Raw genomic sequence first — 14265 nt, 5'->3', positions numbered from 1 at the left:
TTATTTATCTGGTGAATAACTCCTGATGGCTTATTGCCATCAGGAGGGTTATTTCATTTATAAAATAAACTTTTCTTTTTTGCTTACTCGAAGCGATAAGAGACCGACAGCCCGACGCCATAGTTACGGCCTGGTGCAGGCTCGTAATAACGACCGTTGGACTCGTTGACAATAACCGATCCCGCATACTCTTTATCGAACAGGTTATCGACGCGGCCAAAGACGTCCATTCCCCAGTTGCCGTAGTTAAACTTATACCCGGTATTCAGCCCGACTACCGTATATGACGGCGCTTTCGCGGTGTTTTCGTCGTCGGCCATGATATCGCTCATGTAACGCACGTCCGTGCCCGCGTACCAGCCTTCTTCCGGCTGCCAGCCAAACGAAGCGAAGCCCATGTTGCGCGCAATCCCCGGCATACGGTTACCGTTACAGTCTGCGTCGCTGCAGACGTTAGTCCGGTAGGTGGCATCCAGGTACGTCCACGCCATCTTCAGCTTCCAGTTCTCCGCGAACTGCTGATCCAGGGAAACTTCTACACCCTGACGGCGGGTTTTCCCGGCATTTTTATAGGTTGTGCGGCCGCCGGAACTGGAGTCCACCACGATCTCATCATCCGTATCGGTGCGGAACAACGCCGCCGTCAGCAGGCCGTTGCCGATGCGGGTTTTGCTGCCCACTTCATAGGTGTTATTCGTGGATGGCTTCAGGCCAATATTCAGACCGCCCTGATTATCGGCACGGTAGGAGAGTTCGTTGATGGTTGGCGTTTCAAATCCACGCCCTGCGGCAGCGTAGAGGTTCCATGCGTCCGTCACCGCATACTTCACGGAGCCCGCCGGGAGCCACTTGTGATAGCTCGCGTCACCGCTGTCATCGCCGTTGCCCGGCGTAACGTAATGGTCGTTGGAGTCAAACCAGACCGAACTGTAGCGGACACCCGCATCGACAGAGAGTTTCTGTGTCAGCTGCCAGCTGCTCTGCAGATAAGGATCGACGTTCCACATCAGGTTGCGTTCGTCGCGACGTTTATCGCCTTTGACGCCGTAGTCCGGCACGCCATTGCTCATGACGAAGTTCTCGTAGCCGCGACGATCTTCACTCAGGTTTTCGTAGTTCAGACCGGTGGTAAAGGTCACCGGCACCAGCAGCTCGCCGCGGTGCGTCCAGCGGGTATCCACGCCCTGATAGTGGCGCTGCATATCAATCACCCCGCCGGAGTGAGTGGCTTTTAGCTGCGGCTGATACGGAATCGACTGGTACTGCGTCATTTCACGCTCGCCGGCGTACATCATCACGCTGAGGTCGTCCTGCGTGCTGAGCTGGCGATCGTAGCGCAGACCGGCCTGGGTCTGCTTGATGGTCTTGCGGGTGTTGTACTGATCGCCGCGCGGAGACTGACGCGGATTATTCTGCCACTCCTGATAGCTCAGTCCGCCCGGATCGTTGGCCTTCATGTCCACGCTGTTGAAGATCAGCGTCAGCTTGCTGACGTCATCAATACGCACGCCCAGCTTCGCGTTGGCAAGATTCTTACGCGCGCCGCTGTGGTCGCGGTAGCCTTTGGTGGTGAAACGGGTGGTGGAAACGGTGTAATCCACATCCCCCGCGTGGGTGCCATCACCCATCGCGCCGGTGGCTTTCATACCGTAGCGCCAGGTACCGTAGCTGCCGTAATAGCTGCTGGCCTCAATGGTCGGCGGCTGCTGCCCGGTCTGGGTGTTGATGTTAATCACGCCGCCAGAGGCGTTACCGTACAGGGCAGAGAAGGGGCCGCGCAGCACTTCAACGCTCTCCACGCTGGAAAGATCGATGTTGGAGGTCTGGCCCTGTCCGTCCGGCATGGTGGCAGGGATACCGTCGACGTACATACGGATACCGCGCACGCCAAACGTTGAGCGAGCGCCAAACCCGCGCATCGACAGCTGGAGGTCCTGGGCGTAGTTCTGACGGTTCTGGATTTGCAGTCCCGGGACGCTGCCGAGGGATTCAGACAGGTTGATGCGTGGCGCGGCGTGGCGCATGTCGTCGCCATTGACGACGCTGACCGCGGCCGGGGTATCGAGTTCCGATACGGTTTGCGGCGTGGCGCTGACGATCATGGTCTGTTCCTCTGCGCTCATGGCGGTGAGCGGCGCAAAAATAACAGGAACCAGCAGCAGCGGGAGAGAAGCCTTACGGGCAGAAATGATTTTCATGAATAAAACCGGTTGTGGTATGTAAACGAACCAAATGGAACATGTCCATACATGTTAAAGGTTTTGTAAATGTTTTGAAAACTATAACCGCACATTGCGTTAATGAAAGGCAAGAGGGGAAAGAAAAACTCCACATTCAACTGATTAATGATTACTATTCTCATTATCAAAAGACAATGCCATGACGTTGTCTGCCGGAAGTGATGTCAGCCCAAACCCCACTCTTCAGAAAAGGAATTGTTATGTATTTACGTCATCTGTGCTCGCCGCGTCTGAGCCTGTCACTGCTGTCTGCCACCTTACTGCTTGCCGGGACGTTCCAGGTGCATGCCGCCGAAGAGGTGCTGCGTAAAGCGGTGGGCAAAGGGGCGTATGAAATGGCAGTGAGCCAGCAGGAGAATGCGCTGTGGGTGGCGACCTCGCAAAGCCGTAAAACCGACAAGGGCGGGGTTGTTTACCGTCTTGATCCGGTCACGCTGGACGTGACGCAGGCGATCCATAGCGATCTCAAACCTTTTGGTGCCACCTTTGACAACGCGACGCAAACGCTGTGGTTCGGCAATACGATTAACGGCGCGGTAACCGCTATTGATGCAAAAACGGGCGACGTAAAAGGGCGACTGGTGCTGGACGGGCGTCAACGCAGCGAAACCGTTAAACCGCTGCAGCCGCGCCAGCTGGTGGCGGATGACGCGAGCAACACAATTTACATCACCGGTGTCGGCAAAGAGAGCGTGATTTGGGTTGTGGATGGCGCCACGCTGAAGCTGAAAGAGACCATTGCCAATACCGGCACCTACAGCACCGGTCTGGCGCTGGATGCGCAGGCGAAACGTCTGTACACCACGAATGCGGACGGCGAGCTGTTAACCATTGATACGGCCACGAACAAAATCCTGAGCCGTAAAAAAGTGCAGGATGACGGTAAAGAACACTTCTACCTGAACCTGAGCCTCGATACAGCCGGTCAGCGTGCGTTCCTGACTGATTCAAAACAGCCGGAAGTGCTGGTGGTGAGCCTGAAAGACGGCAGTGTGATCGAGAAAATCGCCGCGCCGGAGTCCCTGGCGGTCCTGTTTAACCCGGCCCGCAATGAAGCCTATGTGACGCACCGTGAAGCCGGTAAGGTGAGCGTGATTGACGCGAAAACGTATAAGGTCACAAAAACCTTCGACACGCCGGTTTACCCGAACAGCCTTGCGCTCTCTGCGGATGGCAAAACCCTGTACGTGACGGTGAAACAGAAATCGACTCGCCAGCAGGAAGCTACCCAGCCTGACGATGTGATTCGTATTGCGCTGTAAGATGGGAATTGCCCGGTGGCGCTGCGCTTACCGGGCCTACAAAACCATGAAATGTAGGCCGGGTAAGGCGAAGCCGCCACCCGGCATTTTTATTAACGCGAGGTTTCTTCTACCAGCGGCGCGTCGTGTTTTTCATCGTCGTGATGAACCGGCGCGGTGCTATGGATCTCGTGAACGCGCTTGCGCACGCCGAACCAGCCGGCAATCAGCAGTACCGCCAGCAGCGGAATCGTCGCGATGGTGTAAGTACCGTTCGGGTAGTCAAACGCCATCAGCACCAGCACGCTGAACAGGAACAGCAGGGTGAGCCAGGAGGTCACCGGTGCGCCCGGCATCTTGAAGCTCACATCAGCCGCTTTGCCTTCTTTGATCGCTTTACGCAGACGCATCTGGCAGACCACAATAAAGGCCCAGGAGGCGATAATCCCCAGTGCAGCCACGTTCAGAACGATCTCAAATACGCGGGACGGCACCAGATAGTTCAGGAACACGCCAAAGACGTAAACCACCAGCGTTGCCAGAATCCCCGCATAGGGAACCTGCTGCTTGCTCATCTTCGACATGAACTTCGGCGCGGAACCGCCCATCGACATCGAGCGCAGGATACGACCGGTAGAGTAAAGGCCGGAGTTCAGGCTGGAGAGCGCTGCCGTCAGGACCACGATGTTCATGATGCTGCCAACGTAAGGTACGCCCAGCTTAGAGAAGAAGGTTACGAACGGACTCTGACCTGCCTGATAGGCAGTCCACGGCAGCAGCAGAACCAGCAGTACCACGGAACCGACGTAGAACAGACCGATACGCCAGATAACGCTGTTGATGGCCTTTGGCACCATCGTCTGCGGATCTTTACATTCACCTGCTGCGGTGCCCACCAGCTCGATAGAGGCGAAGGCGAACACGACGCCCTGAACCAGGACCAGCGCAGGCAGCAGACCGTGCGGGAAGAATCCGCCGTTATCGGTTATCAGGTGGAAGCCGGTGGCATTGCCGTCCAGCGGCTTACCGCTGCCGAGGAAGACGGTACCCACGACCAGGAACACCACGATGGCCAGCACTTTTACCAGCGCAAACCAGAACTCCATCTCCGCGAACCACTTCACGCCGATCATGTTCATGGTGCCGACAATCGCAAGTGCGCCAAGCGCAAAGACCCACTGTGGCACATCGCCAAACGCGCCCCAGTAGTGCATATACAGCGCAACGGCGGTGATATCGACGATACCGGTCATCGCCCAGTTGACGAAGTACATCCAGCCCGCGACGTAAGCGGCTTTTTCACCGAGGAATTCACGGGCGTAAGAGACGAAGCTGCCGCTGGAAGGGCGATGCAGTACCAGTTCGCCCAGCGCGCGAAGAATGAAGAAAGAGAAGATCCCGCACACCAGATAGACCAGGGCGAGAGCCGGGCCAGCCATCTGCAGGCGTGCACCAGCACCTAAAAACAGACCCGTTCCGATAGCGCCGCCGATGGCGATCATTTGAACCTGACGGTTGCCCATCGCTTTGTGGTAGCCCTCTTCGTGGGAGTTCAACCAGCGACGTTTAGCAGCGTGATGATCGGCTGCGCTTTTATTGCTTGTTTTCATTGAGTTACCTGTTTGCCTGTCTGAACCATTATCGTGATAGTCCTGCCTGGCAGAGCGCAATACAAACGATTGCTTCTGCGCAAACACATGTCGCCTTCCCAGTCATTCTGCGTATGGATAAGGCGAAACATGGCGAGGCATCCTACCTGCAATTCATAAGCGACGCAAAATATAACCGTGCCGAAAGTGATGCACGTCGAAGGAAATCGTGTGGTCAGAGCAGACGGGGATCACAACACGCTGAAACGTGATGAGTTTTTAGTCAAAACAATGGCGGGGTTGATTATTTAATCATCAGGATCTCTTAATTATTACCAGATGGTATAAAATTTTGCTGCTGCAGGGCATCGAGAAGTAACCTGAACGCGGTTGTATGCTGCCGTCGGCTCGGATAATAGAGGTGATATCCTTCAAAAGTGGGGCACCACGACTCAAGGACCCTGACCAGCCGTCCGTGATTAAGCGCGTCCAGAACCGAGGACTCGGGCACGTAGGCTAATCCGAGGCCATTCTCCGCGGCGTCGATGCGCTGCGACAGGTTATTCAGCGTAAGCTGTCCGTCAACCCTCACCCGAAACTCGCGCCCGTCGCGCTCAAATTCCCAGTCATACAATCCCCCTCGGGTGGGCAGGCGGAGATTGATACAGCGGTGTTCACCCAGCTGCTCCGGCACGAGCGGCACGCCAAAACGTGCCAGGTAATCCGGGGAGCCGACGACCGCCATGCGCATGTCCGGCGCAATCCGCACCGCAATCATATCTTTAGCCACCTGTTCACCCAGGCGAACCCCCGCGTCGAAGCGACCATCGACGATATCTGTCAGGCCATTGTCGACCGTCACTTCGACGTTAATGTCAGGATACTGCAGCATAAAAGGCTTCAGTACCGGCCAGAGCACGGCGTCCATCGCGTGCTCGCCGGCGACGATGCGGATAGAGCCTGCGGGTTTGTCGCGGGTGCTGCGAAGCGCCGTGAGTTCCTGTTCGATCTCCAGCAGATGCGGGCTGAGGCGCGAAAAGAGCTGCTCACCCGCGGGTGTCGGAACCACGCTGCGGGTTGTGCGGGTTAACAGGCGAACGTCTAATCGCGCTTCAAGCTTGCGCATCGCATGACTCAGTGCCGATTGCGAGACGCCCAGCTGCGCCGCTGCGCGCGTAAAGCTGCGCTCGCGGGCCACCACCATAAAGGAGAGCAGATCGTTGAAATTATCTTTTAGCATCGCGGTTCTATTTATGAGTTTCAGTCATGTGTTCTATCTGATTATGCACCCTAATGCTCCGGAGTGCTTTGCGCTACTGTTAACGCAACAGTCAACGAGGAGCAAAAGATGAAAATTATCCGCAGCGGTTCATTACCTTCAGCACGAGGACCGGAAGCCTGGTTTACCGGCACTGTTCGCATTGACGCACCCTTTCAGGCGACCGAACCTGCCAGCGTCGGCGGGGCAACCGTAACCTTTGAGCCGGGGGCTCGCACGGCCTGGCATACGCATCCCTTGGGACAAACGCTGATTGTGACGCAGGGTCGTGGCTGGTTACAGGAGTGGGGCAAAGAGGCGGAAATCCTGAATCAGGGCGATATCGCCTGGATCCCACCCGGCGTGAAGCACTGGCACGGCGCAAGTGCGCAAACGGCGATGACGCATCTCGCCATCGCCGAAGCGGTGAACGGCAGCCCGGTAACCTGGCTGGAAAAGGTGACCGACGAGCAGTACCCGAACGGCTAACCGCCAAAAACGGCAATCGCCTGCTGCAGGCGCGTCGTCCGCTGCGTCAGATGATTCGCGGCGTGAGTGACGTTATCCACCATCCCCGTATTGCTCTGGGTCATTGCGCCGATACGGGAGAGGGAGGCGTTGATGAGCGTCAGCGCCTGGGTTTGTTCCTGCGTGGCGTGGCCGATCTCCTTAATCAAGGTGGAAACCTGCAGAACATGGTCAATCATGACCGTCAGCTGTGATTCGGTTTGTACCACCTTCTCCACGCCAGCGTTGACGCTGGCGACGTTTTTCTCGATCAGCGCTTTGATCTCCTTCGCCGCCGTCGCGGAGTGCTGCGCAAGATTGCGCACCTCAGCCGCCACCACGGCAAAACCGCGGCCGGCTTCACCCGCGCGCGCCGCTTCCACGGCAGCATTCAGCGCAAGAATGTTGGTCTGGAAGGCAATACGATCGATAACGCTGATAATATCGACGATCTGGCCGTTATCCTGCGAAACGGACTGCATCATACCGATGGTCTCTTTCATCATCGCTTCACCGCAGTGGGCGCTGTCGCGGGTGCGATCCGCCATCTGAATCGCCTCGTTCGCTGTTTCGGCCGTCTGCTTCACCGCGCTGGCGATCTCTTCTACCGCCGACGCGGTTTGCTGCAGAAAGTCTGCGGTCTCTTCTGAACGCGCCTGCAGCGCTGCACCTTCTTTCGCGACCTGCTGGCTGATGGTGCCAATCCCGCTGATTTGCGCCCCGACATCGTCAACCAGCGAGTTCAGGTTTAAACCTGACTGATTCACCAGGCGCATCATCAGCCCGATATCATCGATCCTGTCAAAATGGTAATAGTCCGTTATACGTCCTGAAACCACGCGCTGCATCTGTTGAACAATGGATTTTACCGGCCGGGCGATCTGCGCATGAAGATAACAGGACAGCGCAGAAAAAAGCAGAACCAGAGTGGCGGCCTGAACGAGGCGATCGCGGAATAAATAGATCGCCATGCAGGAGAGTATCGCTGTCGCAGTAATACCAAGCTGAATTCGTTTTCCGGTACTGAGACATTTAAATAGCGACAAAAATGAAAATAAACCGCGTCGAACTAACAGTCCTTTATAAAAGCGATAATGTTTTAATTCGTTATTCCGCACTTTTGCATACAGTTTTTCACTGGCCGCGATCTCCTCCCGTGCGGGGATATTACGCACCGAAATATAGCCGGTCAGGGATCCACCCTGCCATACCGGCGTCACGTTGGCCCGCACCCAGTAGTGATCGCCATTATGACGACGATTCTTCACCAGCCCTGTCCAGGTCTCGCCCTGCTGGAGGGTAAACCACATATCGCCAAACGCTTCGGCAGGCATGTCGGGATGGCGGATGAGGTTATGCGGCTCACCCAGAAGATGCTCTTCTTTATATCCGCTGGCTTCTATAAAAGCGGAGTTGGCATAGGTAATATGACTTTTTGTATCGGTGGTGGACATTAACGTCGAACCAGCGTTAAGTAAATACTCGTTTTGTGTAACGGGGGTGTTACGCCTCATGAGTAACTCCATGATGTTGTGCAAGAATAAAAAAGTCCGGAAAGCGCTCCGGCAAGATAAGATTGATTATTTTAATAACGGTCTGCGCATATTCTCGCTGAAATTGAGATTCTCCGAAATACCCGGCATTCATTATTTTTAATGTGTTAATCTTTTCGAATGTAATAAAATTGAAAATATTTTGGTGGGTGTTATTTTGAATCGATTTAAATAAATGACATAAGCCAAACTTCAAGAGGGAGATCGTCTCCCTGGAAAAATTGTCATGCTGAAATAGCGTTTCGTTAACAGGATGAAAACGCTATGATTTGGTTCCATTTTCGTAAATACAGGGAGGCTGAGGTGAAAATTAACGTCATAGGAACCAGCGGAAGTGGAAAAAGCACGCTGGCGAAGCGGATTGCAGCCGAACTGGCGATCCCCTGTATCGAAATGGACAGGCTCTACTGGCAACCTGACTGGCAGGGCACGCCGGACGATGAGTTTCTGGCAAAGCTGGAGCAGGCGCTACAGGCTTCGCCAGACTGGGTGCTGGACGGTAACTACAACCGCACGCGGCCTGTGAAATGGCGCGATGTCGATGTGGTGGTGTGGGTGGATTACGGGTTTACCCGCACCCTCTGGCAGGCCGTCACGCGAGCAATGAAGCGGGCCTGGCATAAGCACGAGCTCTGGCCGGGAACGGGGAATAAAGAGAGTTTCCGGCGCGCGTTCTTCAGCAGAGAATCCATTATCATCTGGACGATGAAAACCTGGCGTAATAACCGTACGCGCTACGAAGCCGACCTGCAAAACCCGCAATATAGCCATATTCGCTTCGTCCGCATTACCCGTCGGGAGCAGGTGGAAACGCTGATCGCCACCCTAAAGTCTTATTCTTAGCATGGTTTTATATATCTGATTTCCGGCAAACTAAATGTAAATTAATTGTTTCTCAGTGGTGAAATGCGCCTTTAATAATGTCGACATGTTAAGTCAAACGAGAACGCAACATGTCATGGCGAATCAGCATTCTGGATAAAAGCCCCATCGCTGAAAACGAAACGGCTGCCGATGCGCTGGCGCGTACCCTGGCGCTGGCGCAGCAGGCAGAAAATCTGGGCTATCACCGCTTCTGGATTGCCGAACACCACAACACCCCACAGCTTGCCAGCCCTTCGCCGGAGCTGCTGATTGCCTGGATCCTCGGGCAAACCGCGCGCATTCGCGTCGGGTCCGGCGGCGTGATGCTCCAGCATTACAGCCCCTATAAAGTCGCCGAGAACTTCAACGTGCTGGCCGCGCTGGCGCCCGGCCGCGTGGATCTCGGCGTCGGGAAAGCCCCCGGCGGATTACCGCTCTCAACCCGCGCGCTGCAGCAGGGCCTGAATCAACAGGAAAAGGGCAGCTTTGCCGAACAGCTGGCCCAGCTCGACCGCTGGATCCGTCCTGAGCATCACGCTATTGAAGAGGCCGTCCGCGCCACGCCGCTGCCGCCGTTGCCTGCTGAAGGTTTCCTGCTGGGCGCGAGTACCGAAAGCGCGCTGCTGGCCGCCAGGCTCGACTGGCACTTTGTGTTTGCCGCACACCTGAACGGTGACCCGGAACTGCTGCGCGAGGTGGTATCGACCTGGCGCGAGAACAGCGCGCGGGACGTGCTTGTGGCGGTGCAGGCGATTGTCGCGCCAACGCAGGCCGAGGCAGAAGCCCTGGCGCAGAAGGTCGAAGTGTGGGGCGTTGAGCTGGCAAACGGGCAGCGTGTCACCGTGGCCAGCGAAGAGCAGGCCTACGCCTTTGCACGCCAGGCGGGCAGCGAGCCGGTGCGCATTGCACGCCGGGCGCAGTCGCTGCTGGCGGGTACCGCTGAGTCGGTAGTGGAACAGCTCAACGCGCTGCACCAGCAGTGGGGCATTGACGAATTTATCATCGACACGCCGGTGGCGGAGGGAGCAACGCGCGTCGCGTCGCTGCGTCTGCTGGCCGAGGCGCGTCTTAACAGGGAGGTCACCGTATGAGCTTTGGCGAACAGCTGATTGCCTGGCGTCGCGAACTGCACCAGAACCCGGAACTGTCCGGCCAGGAAGTGGAGACCACAACGCGCCTGCGCCAGTGGCTGACGAATGCCGGGATTACCCCGCAGCCTTACGATCTGTCTACCGGACTGGTGGCGGAAATCGGCTCGGGCAGCAAACTGATTGCGCTACGGGCGGATATTGATGCCCTGCCGATTGAAGAGCGCAGCGGCGTGCCGTTTAGCTCCCGGCGTGCAGGCGTAATGCACGCCTGCGGACACGATATCCACACCAGCGTGATCCTCGGCGCCGCGTTGAAGCTAAAAGAGCGGGAAGCCTCGCTTAACGGCCGGGTGCGGATCCTGTTTCAGCCTGCCGAAGAGAACTTTGGCGGTGCGAAGAGCATGGTGCGCGCCGGAGCCTTACGCGATGTCAGCGCGATTTTTGGTATGCACAACGAGCCCGGCCTGCCGGTCGGTGAGTTCGCCACCCGCGGCGGGCCGTTCTATGCCAACGTCGACCGCTTCGTGATCCGTATTACCGGTAAGGGCGCGCACGCCGCACGTCCGCATGAAGGCAACGACGCCATTGTGCTGGCGAGCCAGCTGGTGACGGCGCTGCAAAGCGTCGCCAGCCGCAACGTCAACACGCTGGATTCGGTGGTGCTGAGCGTGACGCGCATTGCGGGCGGCAACACCTGGAACGTGCTGCCGGAAAGCGTCGAGCTGGAAGGCACGCTGCGAACCCATCGCACGGAAGTGCAGCAGAATGTGAAAGCCCGCGTGGGCGAAATTGCCGCCGGGTTTGCCAGCGCCTTTAGCGCGCAGATTGATATCACCTGGTATGCCGGGCCCACCGCGCTGGTGAATGACGAGCGCTGGGCCGATTTTGCCACCTCGGTCGCGCGTGAGGCCGGATATGAAACCCGGCACGCCGAGCTGCATATGGGCGGGGAAGATTTCGCGGTCTATCTGCAGCAGATCCCGGGGGCGTTTGTCAGCATCGGCAGCAACAGCCCGTATGGTTTACATCATCCGTCGTTTAATCCGGATGAAGCCTTAATTGAGCCCGCTGCCCGCTATTTTGCACAGCTTGCGGAAAAAGCCCTGCAACACGTTTAATTCTTAAGAGGTGAATATGTCTGCACATCGTCAACTGCGGCTGGGGACCATTTTGCATGGTGCATCCGGAAATATGTCCGCCTGGCGTCACCCTGAGGCCGTCGCCGATGCCAGTATCAATTTTGATTTCGTCAAAGCGACGGCGTTAAAGGCGGAGGAGGGCAAACTCGATTTTTTATTCGTTGCCGACGGTCTCTATATTAACGAGAAATCGATTCCCCATTTTCTGAATCGTTTTGAACCGCTGACCGTGCTTTCCGCTTTGGCCAGCATCACCTCGCACCTGGGGCTGGTGGGAACCTTATCCACCTCCTACAGCGAGCCCTTCACCACGGCGCGCCAGTTCGCGAGCCTCGACCACCTGAGCAACGGACGCGCGGGCTGGAACGTGGTCACTTCCCCGCTGGAAGGTTCGGCAAAGAACTTCTCTCGCGAAAAACACCCCGAGCATGCGCTGCGCTATCGCATTGCCGATGAGTATCTCGACGTGGTGAAAGGGCTGTGGGATTCCTGGGAAGGGGACGCGTTTATCCGCAACAAAGAGAGCGGTCAATTTTTTGACCCGGCGAAACTGCATACGCTCGATCACCACGGTGACTTCTTCCAGGTCGCCGGCCCGCTGAATATTGGCCGCACGCCGCAGGGACGTCCGATTGTCTTTCAGGCCGGGGCGTCGGACGACGGGAAAAAGCTGGCGGCGAAGCATGCCGACGCCATTTTTACCCATCACGAGACGCTCGACGAGGCAAAAGCCTTTTACCGTGACGTGAAGCAGCAGCTGGAAACAAACGGCCGCCGCGCCTCTGATCTCCATATTTTCCAGGGCGTCAGCGTGATTGTGGGAAAAGACGCCGAGGACGTGGAAAACCAGTACCAGACCACGGCGGCGCTGGTGTCGATTAACGATGCCCTCAATTACCTGGGGCGCTATTTCGAACATCATGATTTCAGCCAGTATCCGCTCGACGAGCCATTCCCTGATATCGGCGATTTAGGCAAAAACAGCTTCCGCAGCACCACCGATGAAATCAAGCGTAACGCCCGCGAGCGCAGCTTAACCCTGCGTCAGGTGGCCCTTGAAGCTGCATCACCGCGCCCGCGCTTTTCCGGTACGCCAGAAGAGGTGGCTGACGGTCTGCAGGCCTGGTTTGAAGGCTATGCCGCAGACGGCTTCATCATTCAGGGCGGTACGCCGGACACCTTCCCGCGCTTCGTTGACCAGGTGGTGCCCATTCTTCAGACCCGCGGCCTGTTCCGCACCGACTACCCTGGCACCACGCTGCGCGAAAGCCTCGGTTTAGACCAACCGAAAAATCAGTTCACACAACAATAAAAGAGAACACCGCTATGCAGAAAACATCGCTTATTCTGGCGCTCGCGCTGGCCTTTACCCCTGCCGTCTGGGCAGAGAATGTGAATATTAACGGCACCGGCGTGAGCATCGAGGCCAATAAAACGCCGATTAACACTGCCAAAAACAATGATGCGGTAGCGCAGCTGCCAAAAGATTACCGCTTTGCCGTACCGGGAAAATTCACAGTAGCAGTGGCTGCGCTTAACTCACCGCCGCTGACGGTCTTCTCCGATGACAACAAAACGCTGCTGGGAAGTGAAGTGGACGTCGCCCGTCTGGTGGCCGACAGCCTGGGGCTGGAGCTGAACGTGGTGCCGACCTCCTGGGAAGACTGGCCGCTGGGCGTGGCCTCCGGGAAATATGATGCCGCCATCAGCAACATCACCGTCACCAAAGAGCGTAAAGAGAAGTTTGACTTTGCCACCTACCGAAAAGATTCCCTCGGGTTCTACGTGAAATCAACCAGCCCGATCAAGTCGCTTGAGAAGGCTGAGGACATCGCCGGGCTGCGGATTATCGTCGGCTCCGGTACCAACCAGGAGGCCATCCTGCTCGCATGGAATGCCGAAAACCTGAAGAAGGGGCTGAAACCCTTTACCCCGATCTACACCAAAGACGATGCGGCACAAACGCTGGCGCTGCAGTCCGGACGCGCGGATGCGTACTTTGGCCCGAACGTGATTGGCGCGTGGAAGGCGGCGCTGAACGGCAAAACCAAACTGGTAGGTAGCGTCGACGGCGGCTGGCCGAAGGCGGCGCACATTGCCGTGACGCTGAAAAAAGGCAGCGGTCTGGTTGAGCCGGTGCAAACCGCGCTGAACGGCGTCATCAAAAACGGCGATTACGACAAAGTGCTGAACCGCTGGGGGGAAGGGGTTGAGCGTATTCCTCAATCAGAAGTGAACCCGGCGGGCCTGGGTGATTAAGGAGGCGTGATGAGCGAACGATTTCGTGATGTTTCACCGGAAGACGCCGAGCTTCAGCCTATTATCGAGGGGCTGTTCGGGGAATACGCGGCCCGCTACGGGGACTACTTCTCAAAAGACGCGGAAGTGGAGCTTACCGAGTGGTATTTAGCGCCGCAGGGGCTGTTTATCGTCCTGGAGCGCGACGGGAAGATTATCGCCACCGGCGCGTACAAACCGTTCGACGAACGCACCGCGGAAATCAAACGCATCTGGACCGACAAAACCCTGCGTCAGCAGGGGCTTGCCGGGCGCGTAGTGCAGGAGCTGGAGCGCAGGGCGGTGCTGGCAGGGTACAGTCAGATCTACCTGACAACCGGCTTTCGTCAGCCGGAGGCGGTCAGGCTCTATCTTAGCCAGGGCTATCAGCCGCAGTTCGATCTGAACCGCGATCCGGAAGAGTATAGCCAGCCGCCGTTTGACGGTCGGCTGCGATTCACCAAAACGCTGGTACGTGAAGCGTTCAGTAAAACCGCATGAGGAAC

General features: G+C 56.9%; 10 protein-coding genes and 1 pseudogene. 7 read left to right on the top strand and 4 right to left on the bottom strand.

Annotation, left to right across the window (positions count from 1 at the left end; genetic code table 11):
- Window positions 1–83: 83 nt before the first annotated feature.
- The gene (pqqU, locus tag V1587_RS14325; protein ID WP_371898213.1) at window positions 84–2198 is read right to left on the bottom strand and encodes a TonB-dependent receptor PqqU; all 2115 of its coding nucleotides are present in this window, start codon (window positions 2196–2198) and stop codon (window positions 84–86) included.
- A gap of 242 nt (window positions 2199–2440) precedes the next feature.
- On the opposite strand from pqqU, the gene V1587_RS14320 reads away from it, so the two are divergent.
- A complete protein-coding gene (locus tag V1587_RS14320) occupies window positions 2441–3502 on the top strand; it encodes a YncE family protein (RefSeq protein WP_371898212.1) in 1062 nt (353 codons plus the stop codon).
- 92 nt (window positions 3503–3594) lie between these two features.
- Here V1587_RS14320 and ansP read toward each other — a convergent pair whose 3' ends face one another.
- Together ansP and V1587_RS14310 are read right to left on the bottom strand one after the other, a co-directional pair.
- A complete protein-coding gene (ansP, locus tag V1587_RS14315; RefSeq protein WP_023311978.1) occupies window positions 3595–5091 on the bottom strand; it encodes an L-asparagine permease in 1497 nt (498 codons plus the stop codon).
- Between the two features lie 304 nt (window positions 5092–5395).
- Window positions 5396–6310: a LysR family transcriptional regulator gene (locus tag V1587_RS14310; protein ID WP_371898211.1), complete on the bottom strand. Its 915-nt coding sequence runs from the start codon at window positions 6308–6310 to the stop codon at window positions 5396–5398.
- Between the two features lie 108 nt (window positions 6311–6418).
- Here V1587_RS14310 and V1587_RS14305 point away from each other — a divergent pair, with 108 nt between their 5' ends.
- The gene (locus V1587_RS14305) at window positions 6419–6817 is read left to right on the top strand and encodes a cupin domain-containing protein (RefSeq protein WP_235404779.1); all 399 of its coding nucleotides are present in this window, start codon (window positions 6419–6421) and stop codon (window positions 6815–6817) included.
- Here V1587_RS14305 and V1587_RS14300 read toward each other — a convergent pair.
- Entirely contained in the window at window positions 6814–8349 is a 1536-nt protein-coding gene (locus tag V1587_RS14300) for a methyl-accepting chemotaxis protein (protein ID WP_371898210.1), read from the bottom strand. The two genes, V1587_RS14305 and V1587_RS14300, sit on opposite strands and share 4 nt — an antisense overlap.
- A 342-nt stretch (window positions 8350–8691) precedes the next feature.
- Between V1587_RS14300 and V1587_RS14295 the strand changes: the two genes are divergently transcribed.
- From V1587_RS14295 to V1587_RS14275, 5 genes and pseudogenes are all read left to right on the top strand, one after another.
- Complete coding sequence (locus V1587_RS14295) at window positions 8692–9231, top strand: AAA family ATPase (RefSeq protein WP_371898209.1); 540 nt, start codon at window positions 8692–8694, stop codon at window positions 9229–9231.
- Window positions 9232–9341: 110 nt separating this feature from the next.
- A complete protein-coding gene (locus V1587_RS14290) occupies window positions 9342–10343 on the top strand; it encodes an LLM class flavin-dependent oxidoreductase (protein ID WP_371898208.1) in 1002 nt (333 codons plus the stop codon).
- Window positions 10340–11461 (top strand): amidohydrolase, encoded by a 1122-nt coding sequence (locus V1587_RS14285; RefSeq protein ID WP_371898207.1) that lies wholly within the window; start codon window positions 10340–10342, stop codon window positions 11459–11461. The genes V1587_RS14290 and V1587_RS14285 overlap by 4 nt, the downstream gene beginning before the upstream one ends.
- Window positions 11462–11477: 16 nt before the next feature.
- Window positions 11478–13741 (top strand): annotated as a pseudogene (locus tag V1587_RS14280) (NtaA/DmoA family FMN-dependent monooxygenase).
- 9 nt (window positions 13742–13750) lie between these two features.
- Window positions 13751–14260: a GNAT family N-acetyltransferase gene (locus tag V1587_RS14275; RefSeq protein ID WP_008501765.1), complete on the top strand. Its 510-nt coding sequence runs from the start codon at window positions 13751–13753 to the stop codon at window positions 14258–14260.
- Window positions 14261–14265 lie beyond the last annotated feature (5 nt).

It is taken from the genome of Enterobacter sp. ECC-249, from assembly GCF_043965265.1.
Lineage (GTDB): Bacteria > Pseudomonadota > Gammaproteobacteria > Enterobacterales > Enterobacteriaceae > Enterobacter > Enterobacter quasiroggenkampii.
The sequence above is the reverse complement of the archived record's forward strand: the minus strand, read 5'-3'. Positions and strand labels throughout refer to the sequence as shown.